General features: G+C 55.5%; 12 protein-coding genes. 11 read left to right on the top strand and 1 reads right to left on the bottom strand.

Annotation, left to right across the window (positions count from 1 at the left end; genetic code table 11):
- The first annotated feature begins 21 nt into the window (after positions 1-21).
- The 8 genes from ACTVIM_RS16620 (at position 22) to ACTVIM_RS16585 (ending at position 11,853) form a co-directional block, all read left to right on the top strand.
- Entirely contained in the window at positions 22-1,200 is a 1,179-nt protein-coding gene (locus ACTVIM_RS16620) for an acetyl-CoA C-acetyltransferase (protein WP_445613256.1), read from the top strand.
- Positions 1,201-1,781: 581 nt separating this feature from the next.
- Positions 1,782-2,633: a 3-hydroxybutyryl-CoA dehydrogenase gene (locus ACTVIM_RS16615; RefSeq protein WP_445613255.1), complete on the top strand. Its 852-nt coding sequence runs from the start codon at positions 1,782-1,784 to the stop codon at positions 2,631-2,633.
- 48 nt (positions 2,634-2,681) lie between these two features.
- Entirely contained in the window at positions 2,682-3,824 is a 1,143-nt protein-coding gene (locus tag ACTVIM_RS16610) for an acyl-CoA dehydrogenase (protein WP_445613254.1), read from the top strand.
- Between the two features lie 54 nt (positions 3,825-3,878).
- A complete protein-coding gene (locus ACTVIM_RS16605; protein ID WP_445613253.1) occupies positions 3,879-5,021 on the top strand; it encodes an acyl-CoA dehydrogenase in 1,143 nt (380 codons plus the stop codon).
- A 237-nt stretch (positions 5,022-5,258) separates the two neighbouring features.
- Positions 5,259-5,891 carry a TetR/AcrR family transcriptional regulator gene (locus ACTVIM_RS16600; RefSeq protein WP_144976738.1) on the top strand — a complete coding sequence of 211 codons (633 nt, stop codon included), beginning with the start codon at positions 5,259-5,261 and terminating at the stop codon, positions 5,889-5,891.
- A gap of 16 nt (positions 5,892-5,907) precedes the next feature.
- Entirely contained in the window at positions 5,908-9,168 is a 3,261-nt protein-coding gene (icmF, locus tag ACTVIM_RS16595) for a fused isobutyryl-CoA mutase/GTPase IcmF (protein WP_445613252.1), read from the top strand.
- Between the two features lie 372 nt (positions 9,169-9,540).
- Positions 9,541-10,098 (top strand): DNA-directed RNA polymerase subunit delta, encoded by a 558-nt coding sequence (rpoE, locus tag ACTVIM_RS16590; protein WP_144976734.1) that lies wholly within the window; start codon positions 9,541-9,543, stop codon positions 10,096-10,098.
- A 159-nt stretch (positions 10,099-10,257) separates the two neighbouring features.
- Positions 10,258-11,853, top strand: coding sequence for a CTP synthase (locus ACTVIM_RS16585; RefSeq protein WP_445613251.1), 1,596 nt, complete (start codon positions 10,258-10,260; stop codon positions 11,851-11,853).
- Positions 11,854-12,408: 555 nt separating this feature from the next.
- Here the strand turns inward: ACTVIM_RS16585 and ACTVIM_RS16580 are convergent.
- Complete coding sequence (locus ACTVIM_RS16580; protein ID WP_445613250.1) at positions 12,409-12,930, bottom strand: DUF2529 domain-containing protein; 522 nt, start codon at positions 12,928-12,930, stop codon at positions 12,409-12,411.
- A gap of 122 nt (positions 12,931-13,052) precedes the next feature.
- Here ACTVIM_RS16580 and ACTVIM_RS16575 point away from each other — a divergent pair, with 122 nt between their 5' ends.
- From ACTVIM_RS16575 to fsa, 3 genes are all read left to right on the top strand, one after another.
- Positions 13,053-13,415, top strand: coding sequence for a response regulator (locus tag ACTVIM_RS16575; RefSeq protein ID WP_033021918.1), 363 nt, complete (start codon positions 13,053-13,055; stop codon positions 13,413-13,415).
- A 158-nt stretch (positions 13,416-13,573) separates the two neighbouring features.
- Complete coding sequence (locus tag ACTVIM_RS16570; RefSeq protein ID WP_033021920.1) at positions 13,574-14,437, top strand: class II fructose-bisphosphate aldolase; 864 nt, start codon at positions 13,574-13,576, stop codon at positions 14,435-14,437.
- A gap of 81 nt (positions 14,438-14,518) precedes the next feature.
- Positions 14,519-15,160 carry a fructose-6-phosphate aldolase gene (gene fsa / locus ACTVIM_RS16565; protein WP_033020535.1) on the top strand — a complete coding sequence of 214 codons (642 nt, stop codon included), beginning with the start codon at positions 14,519-14,521 and terminating at the stop codon, positions 15,158-15,160.
- Positions 15,161-15,171 lie beyond the last annotated feature (11 nt).

The following is a 15,171-nucleotide window of genomic DNA, read 5'->3' as shown; positions in this document are numbered from 1 at the left end:
GATCAAAGGGGGAGAGGAACGATGGGAAGAACCGTGATTGTTAGCGGGGTGCGCACCCCGTTTGGAAAGTTGGGCGGCGCGCTTCAGGCGCTGTCAGCCCCGGAGTTGGGCGGCATTGCTGTGAAAGAGGCGCTCGCCCGCGCCAACGTGAGCGCAGAACAAGTGGATCACGTCATTTTGGGCACGGTCCTGCAAGGCGGACAAGGCCAGCTCCCGTCGCGTCAAGCGATGCGCCATGCCGGCATCCCGTGGCACGTGCGCACCGAGACGGTGAACAAAGTGTGCGCGTCCGGCATGCGCGCCGTCACGCTCGCCGATCAGCTCATCCGCTTAGGCGATGCCGATGTTGTCGTCGCCGGCGGGATGGAGTCGATGAGCAACGCGCCGTACGTGTTGCCGAAAGCGCGCTGGGGGCTGCGGATGGGCGACAGCACGGTCAAAGATTTGATGGTATACGATGGCCTCACATGTAGCTTCACCGGCGTCCATATGGGCGTCTACGGCGGGAATACGGCGCGTGAGCTCGGCATCACCAGAGAGGCGCAAGACGAGTGGGCGTACCGCAGCCATAGGCGCGCCATTGCTGCCATCGAAGCCGGTCGGCTTGGGGAAGAAATCGTTCCGGTGACGATTCCGCAGCGCAAAGGGGAGCCGCTTGTCGTCGAACGCGACGAGGCGCCGCGCAAGGATACATCGCTAGAAGCATTGGCGAAACTGCCGCCGGTGTTTGACCCACAAGGAACTATCACCGCCGGCAACGCCCCGGGCGTCAACGACGGCGCCGCCGCGCTCGTGTTGATGAGCGAAGAGCGCGCTGCCCGCGAGGGGCTCGAGCCGCTGGCGACGGTCGTCGCCCACACCGCCATTGCCGTTGAAGCGAAAGATTTCCCGAAGACGCCGGGGCTTGTAATCAACGAGTTGCTCCGCAAAACAGGAAAAACGGTCGATGACATCGCCTTGTTTGAAGTGAACGAAGCGTTTGCCGCTGTCGCATTGGCGGCCATTCAAATCGCCGGTCTTGACCCGGAAAAGGTGAACGTCAACGGCGGCGCGGTTGCCCTTGGCCATCCGATCGGCGCGAGCGGTGCGCGCATCATCCTCACGCTCATTCATGAGCTGAAACGCCGCGGCGGCGGCCTCGGCATTGCGGCCATCTGCAGCGGCGGCGGCCAAGGCGATGCCATCTTGGTTGAGGTATAAGAGGAGTCAAGGGCGCGTCTTACCTGTAGCCTTGCGGGGGCATGGCTGTCGCTGCCTGTCCTCGCACGACAGCCCGCCGCCAAGACGCGTGTCGCCGGCTGTCGCCAAGATGCAGGAAGTGACTTGTTGCGATCCTGTCCCTTGGTGACGTGGCGCGAAACGGAACGTGTCGCCGCCCCGCCCTTCGGCGATGGCGCCAAAACGGCGGAGAACGCGGCATGGTGCCGGCCGCGCGTCCATGAACCGGAGCGGTCTCCAGAACAACGTCACGGCGCAAGATGGAGCCGTGCACCCCGTCGAGCCGCTGCGGGAAGGAATCGGTGTGCCGGCGCGATGCTTCTCGCTGCCGGCCCCGCCTCATTGGCGACGCGAAGCTGGTGGATGTGATGCGCGTTCATTTTTCGGAAACGTTCCGTGGACAGCACATGATCTTCCCTCCAACCGGGGATGAAAATGACAGCTTGGTGACGGGGTTTTCAAAGAAACGTTCCATGGGCAACGTTTTCTCCTCCACCCGAGGATGAAAGTCTCGCGTCAGTTCGGCATTTTCACGAAATACACATAGACAGGGGGATAGGAACATGGACGTCAAAACGATCATGGTCGTCGGCGCCGGACAGATGGGCTCGGGCATCGCCCAAGTGTGCGCCGTCGCCGGTTATGAGGTGCTGCTCTATGATATTAGCAGCGCTCAATTGGATAAAGGAATGGCCAATATTCAAAAACTCCTTGCCCGTCAAGTGGAAAAAGGGAAAATGGCCGCCGAGGACAAGGACGCAGCGCTTTCGCGGCTTGTCCGCTCGACGGATCTGCATGACGCTGAGAAGGCGGATCTCGTCATTGAAGCAGTCGTTGAAAACATGGACGTGAAAACGAAGCTGTTTGCCGAACTCGATGAAATCGCCCGCCCGGAAACGATTTTGGCGTCGAACACGTCGTCGCTGCCGATTACGGAAATCGCCGCCGCGACGAAGCGGCCGGAGAAAGTGATCGGCATGCACTTTATGAACCCGGTGCCGGTGATGAAGCTCGTCGAAATTATCCGCGGCTTGGCGACGGCCGATGACGTGTATGAGACGATTGAAGCGGTCACCCGGACGCTCGGCAAAGTGCCGGTCGAAGTGAACGACTTCCCCGGCTTTATTTCCAACCGCGTCCTCATGCCGATGATCAACGAAGCGATTTACGCCTTGTACGAAGGGGTGGCGACCAAAGAGGCGATCGATGAAGTGATGAAACTGGGCATGAACCATCCGATGGGGCCGCTCACGCTCGCTGACTTTATCGGATTGGATACGTGCTTATACATTATGGAAACGCTGCATGAAGGGTTCGGCGATGACAAGTACCGCCCGTGCCCGCTGTTGCGCAAATACGTCAAGGCGGGTTGGCTGGGCCGCAAAACGGGCCGCGGATTTTACACGTACGAGTAAGCAGCTCGGGGCAACGGTGACGAGCAACATGACAAAGGGGGATGTCCCGTGCAATTTCGGTTGACGGAAGAACAAGAAATGATGCGGCAAATGGTGCGCGAGTTCGCCGCGGCGGAGATCGCCCCGTTTGTCGAGCGCATGGAACAAGGGGAGTTTCCGCGCCCGATTTTAACGAAAATGGCCGAGCTTGGCCTGATGGGGATCACTGTCCCGGAGCAGTACGGCGGCGCGGGCATGGATTTTATTTCGTACATCATCGCCATTCATGAAATTTCCAAAGTGAGCCCGACGGTCGGTGTCATTTTATCGGTGCACACGTCAGTCGGCACAAACCCGATTTTGTATTTCGGCACGGAAGACCAGAAACGAAAATACGTGACGAAACTGGCTCGCGGCGACTATTTAGGGGCGTTTTGTCTCACCGAACCGAGCGCCGGCTCGGATGCGAAAAGCGTAAAAACGAGAGCGGTGCGCCGCGGCGCTCATTATATCCTGAACGGTTCAAAAATATTTATCACCAATGGGGGGGAGGCGGACACATACATCGTGTTCGCCCGCACGAATCCGGAGGAAAGCGGCAGCCGCGGCATTTCCGCGTTTATCGTTGAAAAAGGAACGCCGGGGATGGCGATCGGCAAAGATGAAAAGAAAATGGGGCTGCACGGCTCGCGGACGGTAACCATCACGTTTGAAGACGCTGAAGTGCCGGCGGAAAACTTGCTCGGCCAAGAAGGGGAAGGATTTACAATCGCGATGGCCAACCTTGATGCCGGCCGGATCGGCATCGCCGCCCAAGCGCTCGGCATCGCAGAAGCCGCGGTCGAACATGCGGCGGAGTACGCAAAAGGACGAATCCAATTCGGCAAACCGATCGCCGAGCAGCAAGGCATTGCCTTTAAGCTTGCCGATATGGCGACGGCGGCGGAAGCGGCGAAATGGCTCGTCTACCGCGCCGCTTGGCTGCGCGCCCAAGGCTTGCCGTGCGGAAAAGAGGCGGCGATGGCGAAGCTTTTCGCTTCACAAACGGCGATGGACAACGCCATTGAAGCGGTGCAAATTTTCGGCGGCAACGGCTATACGAAAGACTACCCGGTCGAGCGGCTGTTCCGCGATGCGAAAATTACACAAATTTACGAAGGAACGAGCGAAATCCAGCGCATTGTCATCAGCAAACACCTGACCAAGCCATAACGACCGCCGGGGGACGAGGATCTGGCATAGATTCAGAAACGGGGGAATGAAACGATGAACTTTCAATTGAGCGAAGAACATGAAATGCTGCGAAAAATGGTGCGCGAATTTGCCGAAAACGAAGTGGCGCCAACCGCCGCTGAGCGTGACGAAGAGGAGCGGTTTGACCGCGGTATTTTCAACAAAATGGCTGAACTCGGTTTAACAGGCATTCCGTGGCCGGAAGAATACGGCGGTATCGGCAGCGATTATTTGGCGTATGTCATCGCGGTTGAGGAGTTGTCGCGCGTCTGCGCCTCGACCGGGGTGACGCTTTCCGCTCATATTTCGCTCGCCAGCTGGCCGATTTACAAGTTCGGCAACGAAGAACAAAAGCAGAAGTATTTGCGCGCTTTGGCGACCGGAGAAAAACTCGGGGCATACGCCCTGTCCGAGCCGGGGGCGGGATCGGATGTCGCCTCGATGAAAACGCGCGCCATCAAAGACGGCGACCATTACGTGATAAACGGGTCGAAAGTGTGGATCACGAACGGGGGCGAGGCGGAAATTTACGTCGTCTTTGCCGTCACCGATCCGGAAAAGCGGCATAAAGGGATCAGCGCCTTTATTGTCGAAAAGGGAACGCCAGGCTTTTCCTTTGGCAAAAAAGAAAAGAAACTCGGCATCCGTTCATCGCCGACGACGGAACTCATTTTTGAAGACTGCCGCATTCCGAAAGAAAACTTGCTTGGCCAAGAGGGAGAAGGGTTTAAAATCGCCATGATGACGTTAGACGGCGGCCGCAACGGCATCGCCGCCCAAGCGGTCGGCATCGCTCAAGGTGCATTGGATGCGGCGATTGATTACGCCAAACAGCGCGTCCAGTTCGGCAAACCGATCGCTGAGCAGCAAGGTGTCGCCTTTAAGCTCGCCGACATGGCCACCGCCATTGAAGCCGCACGGCTTTTGACATACCAAGCGGCATGGCTCGAGTCAAACGGTTTGCCGTACGGCAAAGCATCGGCGATGGCGAAACTGTTTGCCGGCGACACAGCGATGAAAGTGACGGTCGAAGCAGTGCAAATTTTCGGCGGCAACGGCTATACGAAAGACTATCCGGTTGAGCGGTTTATGCGCGACGCGAAAATTACGCAAATTTACGAAGGAACGCAAGAAATCCAGCGCCTTGTCATTTCGCGCATGTTGACGCGCGGTTAAACGCCGCGCGGCGGCCGACTTTAGGGGCTGACCCAAAAGGTCGCCTTCCTTCAAGATGGGTACAACATATAGTGCGGCAGAAGCAGTCAGTACGTATATATAGCGATGAAAGAGGGCGTCCCGGTCCATTTGGGACACCCTCGTCAACAAGAACGGGGCAAGAGGAGTCGCGCAGGTAACCGAACCAAGACGATCTGAGTAGGTAGGTCAACAGAGAACGGGGGAGAGGAGTCGCGAATGAAAAAACGGGAAGTGATCGCATCGGTCAAAGATGAAAAGCTTGTCAAAAAGCGGCGCAACGAAATGATCAAGGGTGCCATTTCCTTGATTAAACAAAAAGGGTTTCACCAAACGACAACGAGAGAGATTGCCAAGGCATCGGGGTTCAGCATCGGCACGCTCTATGAGTACATCCGCAAAAAAGAAGACGTCCTCTACTTGGTGTGCGACCGCATTTACGATGAGGTGCGGGAGCGGACGGAGCAAGATATCGGCGCCCATCATGGCACGATTGAAGGGCTCCGGCGGGCCATCGCTCATTATTTTCGGGTTGTCGATGAGCTTGACGATGAAGTGTTGGTTATGTATCAAGAAGTGAAAGCGCTAAGCAAAGAGTCGCTCCCGTATGTGCTTAATAAAGAGCTGGAGATGACGGCCATTTTCGAGCGGATTTTGCGCACATGTGTGGAAAGCGGGGCGTTGGCGCTTTCCGAAAGCGAGGTTCGCCTTTTTGCCCACAATATCATCGTGCTTGGGCAAATGTGGGCGTTCCGTCGCTGGGCGCTGCGAAAAATGTATACGCTCGATGAATATATTGAATGGCAGACGGAGTTTTTGCTGAAGGGGATTATGGAGAAACAGCGGGTATAACAAAGGGGGAGAGACGATGGCGCACATTTACCGTCCGAAACATCACGTCCGTTTTGTGACGGCCTCGAGCTTGTTCGATGGCCATGATGCTGCGATCAACATTATGCGCCGCATTTTGCAGGCGAGCGGCGCCGAGGTCATTCATTTGGGCCATAACCGCTCGGTGGAGGAAATCGTCAATGCCGCCATTCAGGAAGATGTCCAAGGGATTGCCGTCTCCTCGTATCAAGGCGGACATATGGAATTTTTTAAATACATGTACGACCTGCTCCAAGAGCGGGGGGCGTCTCACATCCGCATTTACGGAGGCGGGGGCGGTGTCATCATCCCGCGTGAAATCAAAGAGCTGCACGAATATGGCATCGCCCGCATTTTTTCGCCGGAAGATGGCCGGCGCCTCGGCTTGCAAGGGATGATCAACGTCATGCTTGAGGAGTGCGATTTTCCGACTGTGACGACGGTGACCGATGAACTCGAGCGGCTCCCGTCCGGCGATGTGCAGGCGGTCGCCCGGCTGATTACGCTGTGCGAATATCGCGCTGAGGCGGATCACAGCGAAGCGGCTGCGGCGGCGGAAGCGGCCTTAGCGCAAGTCAAAGCCATGGAAAAGCGCGTCCCCGTGCTCGGCATTACCGGCACGGGCGGGGCGGGGAAAAGCTCGCTCACCGATGAGCTCGTCCGCCGCTTTTTAAACGAAATTCCCGCTATCAAAATCGCGATCTTATCCGTCGACCCGACGAAGCAAAAAACGGGTGGGGCGCTGTTGGGCGACCGCATCCGGATGAATGCGATCAACTCGCCGCGCGTGTACATGAGAAGCTTGGCGACGCGCCGTTCCCGCACGGAACTGTCGCCGGCGATTCGCGATGCGATTTCCGTCGTCAAAGCGGCCGGATTTGATCTTGTCATCATTGAAACGAGCGGGATCGGCCAAGGCGACGCCGCCATTACCGACGTGTGCGACGTGTCGATGTACGTCATGACGAGCGAGTTCGGCGCCCCGACGCAGTTGGAGAAAATCGACATGATCGATTATGCGGATTTGATCGTCGTTAACAAGTTTGAGCGCAAAGGGTCGGAAGATGCAAAGCGGCAAGTACAAAAACAATATCAGCGCAGTCATCAGCTGTTTGACCGCGACGTTTCGGAAATGCCGGTGTACGGCACGATCGCCAGCCAGTTTAACGATCCCGGCACGAATACGCTCTTTGTCGCGCTCGTTGACACGATCAACCGGAAAACAGGGATGAACTGGAAGACCAGCTTGAAAACGGTCGCCAACGTCGAAAAACATAATGTCATCATTCCGAACGAACGCCGCTACTATTTGCGTGAAATCGCGGAGACGGTCCGCTCGTACCACCGCCGCGCCGAACAGCAAGTCGAAGTGGCTCGGCGCCTGTTCCAAGTGGAAGGGGCCATCGAAGCGGCGAAAGAACGGGGCGAAGCGGAAGACGTCATCCGCGCGCTCGAGACGCTGAAAGCCGATTATGAGGCCAAGTTGACGCCGGAATCGAAGCGCATTTTGGCGACGTGGGAAGAAACGAAAGCGAAATATGCGGCCAAACAATTTGTCACGAAAGTGCGCGACAAAGAAATTGTCACCGAACTGACGACGAAAACGTTGTCCGGCTTGGACATTCCGAAAGTCGTCTTGCCGAAATTCAAAGACTACGGGGAGATTTTGCGCTGGGTGTATAAAGAAAACGTCCCGGGTTCGTTTCCGTACACGGCCGGCGTCTTCCCGTTCAAGCGCCAGGGTGAAGATCCGAAACGGCAATTTGCCGGCGAAGGGACGCCGGAGCGCACGAACCGCCGCTTCCATTACTTGTGCAAAGAAGACAAGGCGAAGCGGCTCAGCACGGCGTTTGACTCGGTGACGCTCTACGGCGAAGACCCGGACTACCGGCCGGACATTTTTGGCAAAATCGGAGAAAGCGGTGTCAGCGTCTGTACGCTTGATGATATGAAAAAGCTGTACAAAGGGTTTGATTTGTGCGACCCGCTTACCTCGGTGTCGATGACGATCAACGGTCCGGCTCCGATTTTGCTGGCGATGTTTATGAATACGGCGATCGACCAGCAAGTCGAGAAAAAAGAAGCCGAGCTCGGTCGCCCGCTTACGCCGGAAGAGTACGAACAAGTGAAGGAATGGACGCTGCAAACGGTGCGCGGCACGGTGCAAGCCGATATTTTGAAGGAAGACCAAGGGCAAAACACGTGCATTTTTTCCACCGACTTTGCCTTGAAGATGATGGGCGACATTCAAGAATATTTCATTCAGCACCGCGTCCGCAACTATTACTCGGTGTCGATTTCCGGCTACCATATCGCCGAGGCGGGGGCGAACCCGATCACGCAGCTGGCGTTTACGCTTGCCAACGGCTTTACGTACGTCGAGTATTACTTGAGCCGTGGCATGCACATTGACGATTTCGCGCCGAACTTGTCATTTTTCTTCAGCAACGGCCTTGATCCGGAATACTCGGTCATCGGCCGCGTGGCGCGCCGCATTTGGGCGGTTGTGATGCGTGACAAATACGGGGCGAATGAACGGAGCCAAAAATTGAAATACCATATCCAAACGTCCGGCCGTTCGCTGCACGCGCAGGAGATTGACTTCAACGACATTCGCACGACCTTGCAGGCGCTGTTGGCGATTTATGACAACTGCAACTCGCTGCATACGAACGCCTATGATGAAGCGATCACCACACCGACCGAAGAGTCGGTCCGTCGGGCGATGGCGATCCAACTCATTATCACGAAAGAGTTCGGCTTGGCGAAAAACGAAAACCCGCTGCAAGGCTCGTTCATTATTGAGGAGCTCACCGACTTGGTCGAAGAGGCGGTGTTGCAAGAGTTTGAACGGCTCAACGACCGCGGCGGCGTGCTCGGAGCGATGGAAATGCAGTATCAGCGCGGCAAAATCCAAGACGAATCCCTTTACTATGAAACGAAGAAACATAGCGGCGAACTGCCGATCATCGGCGTCAACACGTTCTTGAACCCGAACCCGCCGTCGGAAGAGGAGCTGAACAACATCCAGCTCGCCCGGGCGACGTATGAAGAAAAAGAGACGCAAATCCGCAACTTGCGCGAATTCCAAGAGCGGAACAAAGACAAAGCCGGCCCGGCGCTCGAGCGCTTAAAACAAGTGGCCGTGAGCGGCGGCAACATTTTCGAGGAATTGATGGAAACGGTGAAAGTCGCCAGCCTTGGACAAATCACCCGCGCCTTGTACGAAGTCGGCGGACAATATCGACGGAATATGTAATTCCGGCGCGTTTCACCGTGTTCGGCTTTCAGCGGGCGGCCTCGATCACAATGGATCACGACCTGTTGCACGTTAGCAGGTCGGTAGAACGATCGGCAGCAGCTGTTGGCGTACCGGCCGGGAGCGAAACGGGCAGAACGCGGATGGGGCCAAGACGAATGAGATTCGTAAGGAAAAAGCGAAGCGGTGTGACCAAACAGACGCGGACGCAACGAATATGTCGGAAGGAGGGCCGCCCTCGCCACACGGGGGCCCTCTTTCGCTTTTTTCGGCAAATGGGTAGCATAAACCCCGACAATTTGTTTATAATGAATGGTATGTATTCCACACTTGCATTCATTGGTTTTATTATATAGAAGGGGAGTGCTGAATTTGAGCCTGCAGCAGCAATACTCGCCAGAGGAATTGCAGGAAATGTCGTTCGTCGAATTGGCGAACCTCATTTTGCTTGACAAGCGGGAGGCGCTGCCATTCGATCAGCTCGTCCGTGAGGTGGCGGCGTTGGCCGGCCGGTCAGAGGAAGAAATGGCGGAGCGGCTTGCCCAATATTATACGGATTTAAATATCGACGGACGGTTTATTTGCGTCGGGGAGAACGCTTGGGGGCTGCGCGCATGGTATCCGTTCGATCAGACGGAAGACGAGACGGTGACGATCGTCAAGCCGAAGAAGAAGAAAAAAGCGCTTGATGATGAATACGATGACTACGATGGGTTGCTTGACGAAGAAGTTCTCGATTACGACGATTTGGATGAATACGAGGACGAAGAGCTGGAGCTCGATGAGGATGAGCTGCTCGAGGATGAAGAGTTTGACCTTGATGAAGATGTCGGGTTTGACGATGACATTCTCGGCGACGAAGAGTTTGAGCTCGACGATGAGCCGCTCGATGAAGAGCTCGATCTCGAAGAGACAGAAGAAGACGAATAACCGCTTGACTTTGCCGGACGAAGCCGGTACAATGTGTGTTGGGCTCTTGAAAACGCACGGATGGATCGCTCCCTTACGGATGTAAGCGGAGCGTTTTTTATTTGCAGCTTTCGCAAACACTGAAACTGTCATGGTAATTTCGGCAAGGGGGAAGACAAAATGACGAAGTACATTTTTGTGACCGGCGGCGTCGTTTCTTCGCTCGGAAAAGGGATCACGGCGGCATCGCTCGGGCGGCTGTTGAAAAACCGCGGCCTGAACGTGACGATCCAAAAGTTTGACCCGTACATCAACGTCGACCCAGGGACGATGAGCCCGTACCAGCACGGTGAGGTGTTCGTCACTGACGACGGTGCGGAGACAGACTTGGATTTAGGGCATTATGAACGGTTTATCGATATTAATTTGAACAAATATAGCAACGTCACGACCGGGAAAATTTATTCCGCCGTCATCCGCAAAGAGCGGCGCGGCGACTACTTGGGCGGCACGGTGCAAGTCATTCCGCACATTACCAACGAGATCAAAGAACGCGTTTTCCGTGCCGGACGAGAAACGAACGCGGATGTCGTCATTACGGAAATCGGCGGCACGGTCGGCGACATCGAATCGCTCCCGTTTTTAGAGGCGATTCGCCAGATCAAAAGCGACGTCGGCCGCGAAAACGTCATGTACATCCACTGCACGCTCGTGCCGTACATCAAGGCGGCTGGGGAAATGAAAACGAAGCCGACGCAGCATAGCGTCAAAGAATTGCGCAGCCTCGGCATCCAGCCGAACGTCATCGTCGTGCGCACGGAAATGCCGATGCCGCAAGAAATGAAAGACAAAATCGCCCTCTTTTGCGACATCGATCCAAAAGCGGTCATTGAAGCGCGCGATGCCGACACGCTGTATGCGGTGCCGCTCATGCTGCAGGAGCAAAAGCTCGACCAAATCGTGTGCGAACATTTGCGCCTCAACTGCCGTGAAGCGGACATGACCGAATGGAAAGCGCTCGTGGAAAGAGTGCGCAACCTGTCAAAAACGACGAAAATCGCTCTCGTCGGCAAATACGTCGAGCTTCCGGACGCCTATATTTCGGTTGTTGAGGCGCTCCGTCATGCGGGGTATGCGTTTGACACCGACATCGATATTCAGTGGATCAATGCCGAGCATGTGACGCGGGACAATGTGGCCGATCTGTTGAAAGAAGCGGACGGCATTTTAGTTCCGGGTGGGTTTGGCGATCGCGGGGTTGAAGGGAAAATGGAGGCGATTCGCTACGCCCGCGAGCAGCGCGTGCCGTTTTTCGGCATTTGCTTAGGAATGCAGCTCGCGTCGATCGAATTTGCCCGGAATGTCGTCGGCCTCTCCGGCGCTCATTCCTCCGAATTTGATGCCAACACGCCGCATCCGATCATCGACTTGCTTCCGGAACAAAAAGATGTCGAGGACATGGGCGGCACGCTCCGGCTCGGCTTGTATCCATGCAAGCTGCAGGAAGGTACGCTTGCTTATGCGGCTTACGGTGACGAAGTCATTTACGAGCGCCATCGCCATCGGTATGAGTTCAATAATCAATACCGTTCGATCATGGAAGAGCACGGGTTTGTTTTCTCCGGCACGAGCCCGGACGGCCGGTTGGTCGAGGTGATCGAGCTGAAAGACCATCCTTGGTTCGTCGCTGCGCAGTTTCACCCGGAGTTCACCTCGCGCCCGACGCGGCCGCAGCCGCTGTTCCGCGAGTTTGTCAGAGCGTCGCTGAAACAATGACGAAAACGGAGCTGTCCCAAAAAGCCACCGAACAGCCTTTTTGGGTTCAGCTCCCTTTCTTTTTTTAGCACGATGCCCGTTGACTGAGGAAGCTGGTGATTGCATCGTGGATACAGCTTTACCATTTCATTTCTCCAGTCGAAAAACTTTGTTGCACCGGTTCTGTTTTTCACTCATTCTCCCGTTGCTGAAGGGAATGAGCGGTTTTTCCCCAGCCTCTTAGAAGGCCGGTGAAAAACCGCTGTCACACCAATTGGGGGCATTCTCATTCCAAAAAGAAAGCTGATTCTGTGAGGTTTCTCTCATTGAGAAATGGGTGGAACTCAGCAGTATTTTTCCTTAAATCACCAACCTTTTAGAGGTCGGTGATTTAAGGGAGCCAGCCGCTTATCAAGCCCGTTTTTCAAATAGAAAAGCCTCGTCGCATCAGGATCACCTTTCAAACGATCCCCCATTGCTCAAAAGAAACAACCATTTTTCCCCATCCGCTTAGGTGCGGCTTTTCTTCCTTTTTCCTTCAGCCGACGGGAGAGCGCTCATTTTGGATGGCGAGCGTTATTCATATTCCGATAAAATTTCATCGAGCAACACGCGCAGCCCGTAGTAGACGAAGGAAGCGGTGATGATCGTCGGCATGCCGATGCGGCGGCCGTCTTCGGTCGGCACGAGCGGACGGGAAAGTTTGCTGTCGATAAAGACGGTAGCTATATCGGCCAGTCCGGGGTCATCCTTGACGAGCGCCGCGACGGCCACTGCATCGACGCCGTGTGCCTGCAGCTGTTCGACGAGGCGAATGGCCTCACAATCATTGGAAAAGCGAGCGAAGAGAAGCGCGCGATCCGTTTCCCGCCAATCACTGGTTGCCGTCGGTTCCAGCCGTTTGGCTTTCGGCAACGGATCAGGGCCAAGAAGCGCGGCGGCGGCGACCGCATCGAGTTCACCGCTGCCATACAGCCAAATGTGTCCATCGCCGATAGCGGCCTGGGCGAGCAGACGCGCCCCGTCTTCGATGGCCGGTTCCTCGTCAGCCGCGATTTTTTGCAGCAGTCCGATCGTTTGGGTCGTCAAAATTTTCATTGTTCGGCCTCCTTTCGCCGTTATTATACAAAACATGCAAATGTCAAGAAAAGCAGGCAGGAAATACGTTCGGGAAATGCGAAAGATTAATAGAAAGAACAAAAGAATAGAGGTGCATAGCGGTGGAAAGCAAAATCTTAATTGTTGATGACCAATACGGCATCCGCATTTTGTTAAACGAAGTGTTTCAGCGGGAAGGATATGCGACCTATCAGGCCGCCAACGGCATGCAGGCGCTCGAAATCGCCCGCAAGCACCGCCCCGATTTAGTGCTTTTGGACATGAAAATTCCCGGCATGGATGGCATTGAGATTTTAAAGCGGCTCAAAGACATCGACCCTGATATGAAAGTGATCATCATGACCGCCTATGGCGAGCTGGATATGATTCAAGAAACGAAAGAGCTCGGAGCGCTGATGCATTTTGCCAAGCCGTTTGACATCGATGATTTGCGCGCGGCGGTCAAAAAATGCTTGGCGCTGTAAAGAGAGGCTTCGCAGGCTGCCAGCTGCCGGCTTCCGAATGGAAATGTTGCTGTTTTGCCGGCAAGTTGGTATGCTTATAACGTAGATGCCCTTTGCGCCTGCCGGTTCACGTTCCGCTTGGGTGGCAAGGGCGATGATCAGCGAAGGAGGATAGAACCATGCCGTTAGTATCAATGAAGGAGATGCTCAACGACGCGCTGCGCGGCAAATACGCGGTCGGCCAGTTCAACATTAACAACTTGGAATGGACGCAAGCCATTCTAGCGGCGGCCGAAGAAGAAAAATCGCCGGTCATTCTCGGCGTTTCCGAAGGAGCGGCCCGCTACATGAGCGGGTTTAAAACGGTCGTCAACATGGTGAAAGGCTTGATGGAAGACATGAACATCACGGTTCCGGTCGCCATTCACCTAGACCATGGCTCGAGTTTTGAAAAATGCAAAGCAGCCATCGACGCTGGATTCACCTCGGTCATGATTGACGCCTCTCATCATCCGTTTGAGGAAAACGTCCGCATCACCTCGCAAGTCGTCGAATATGCCCATGCGCGCGGCGTGTCGGTTGAAGCCGAGCTCGGCATCGTCGGCGGGCAGGAAGATGATGTCGTCGGCGAAGGGATTATTTACGCCGACCCGAAAGAATGTGAAGAGCTTGTCAAACGGACGGGCATCGACTGTCTCGCTCCGGCTCTTGGTTCGGTGCATGGCCCGTACAAAGGGGAACCGAAGCTCGGATTTGCCGAAATGGAACAAATCCGCGACCTGACCGGCGTCCCGCTCGTGCTCCACGGCGGCACCGGCATTCCGACCGAACAAATTCAGCGCGCCATTTCCCTTGGCACATCGAAAATCAACGTCAATACCGAAAACCAAATGGCGTTCACGAAAGTCGTCCGCGAGCTGCTCGCTAGCGACCCGAACGTTTACGACCCGCGCAAAATCATCGGTCCGGGTCGCGATGCCATCAAAGCGACGGTCATTGGCAAAATGCGCGAGTTCGGTTCGTCTGGCAAAGCGGCGCAATAACCTTGTCCAACCGGCGGGTTCGCCCGCCGCTTGGACTGGCCTGCTTGTTTCCGTCTCATCATGAACGAAGGAGGGTCCGCCATGAAATTTTTCATTGATACGGCCAATTTGGAAGAAATTAAACATGCTCATGAACTCGGGATTTTGGCTGGGGTGACGACCAATCCGAGCCTTGTGGCAAAGGAAAACGTGTCATTCCACGAGCGGCTCCGCGAAATTACATCGATCGTTTCCGGTTCGGTCAGCGCCGAAGTCATCTCGACCGATGCGGCCGGCATGATCGAAGAGGGCGAGGAGTTGGCCAAAATCGCCCCGAACATCACGATTAAAGTGCCGATGACGCCGGAAGGGCTAAAGGCGGTGAAAACATTCAGCGAAAAAGGCATCAAAACGAACGTTACGCTCGTGTTTACCGCCAACCAAGCGCTGCTGGCTGCGCGCGCTGGCGCCACCTACGTCTCGCCGTTTCTCGGTCGCCTCGACGACATCGGCCACAACGGCTTGGAGCTCATTTCCACCATCGCTGACATTTTCAACATTCACGGCATTGAGACGGAGATCATCGCCGCTTCGATTCGCCATCCGCACCATGTGACAGAAGCCGCGCTGCGCGGAGCGCATATCGCCACCGTGCCGTACAAAGTGCTGATGCAGCTGTTCCACCATCCGCTGACCGATCAAGGGATCGAGAAGTTTCTTGCCGACTGGAATCGGAAACAATAACAGGAAAGCCA

It is taken from the genome of Geobacillus sp. YF-1 (genome assembly GCF_052692335.1).
Note: the sequence above shows the minus strand (reverse complement) of the source record. Positions and strands in the feature narration are given on the sequence as shown.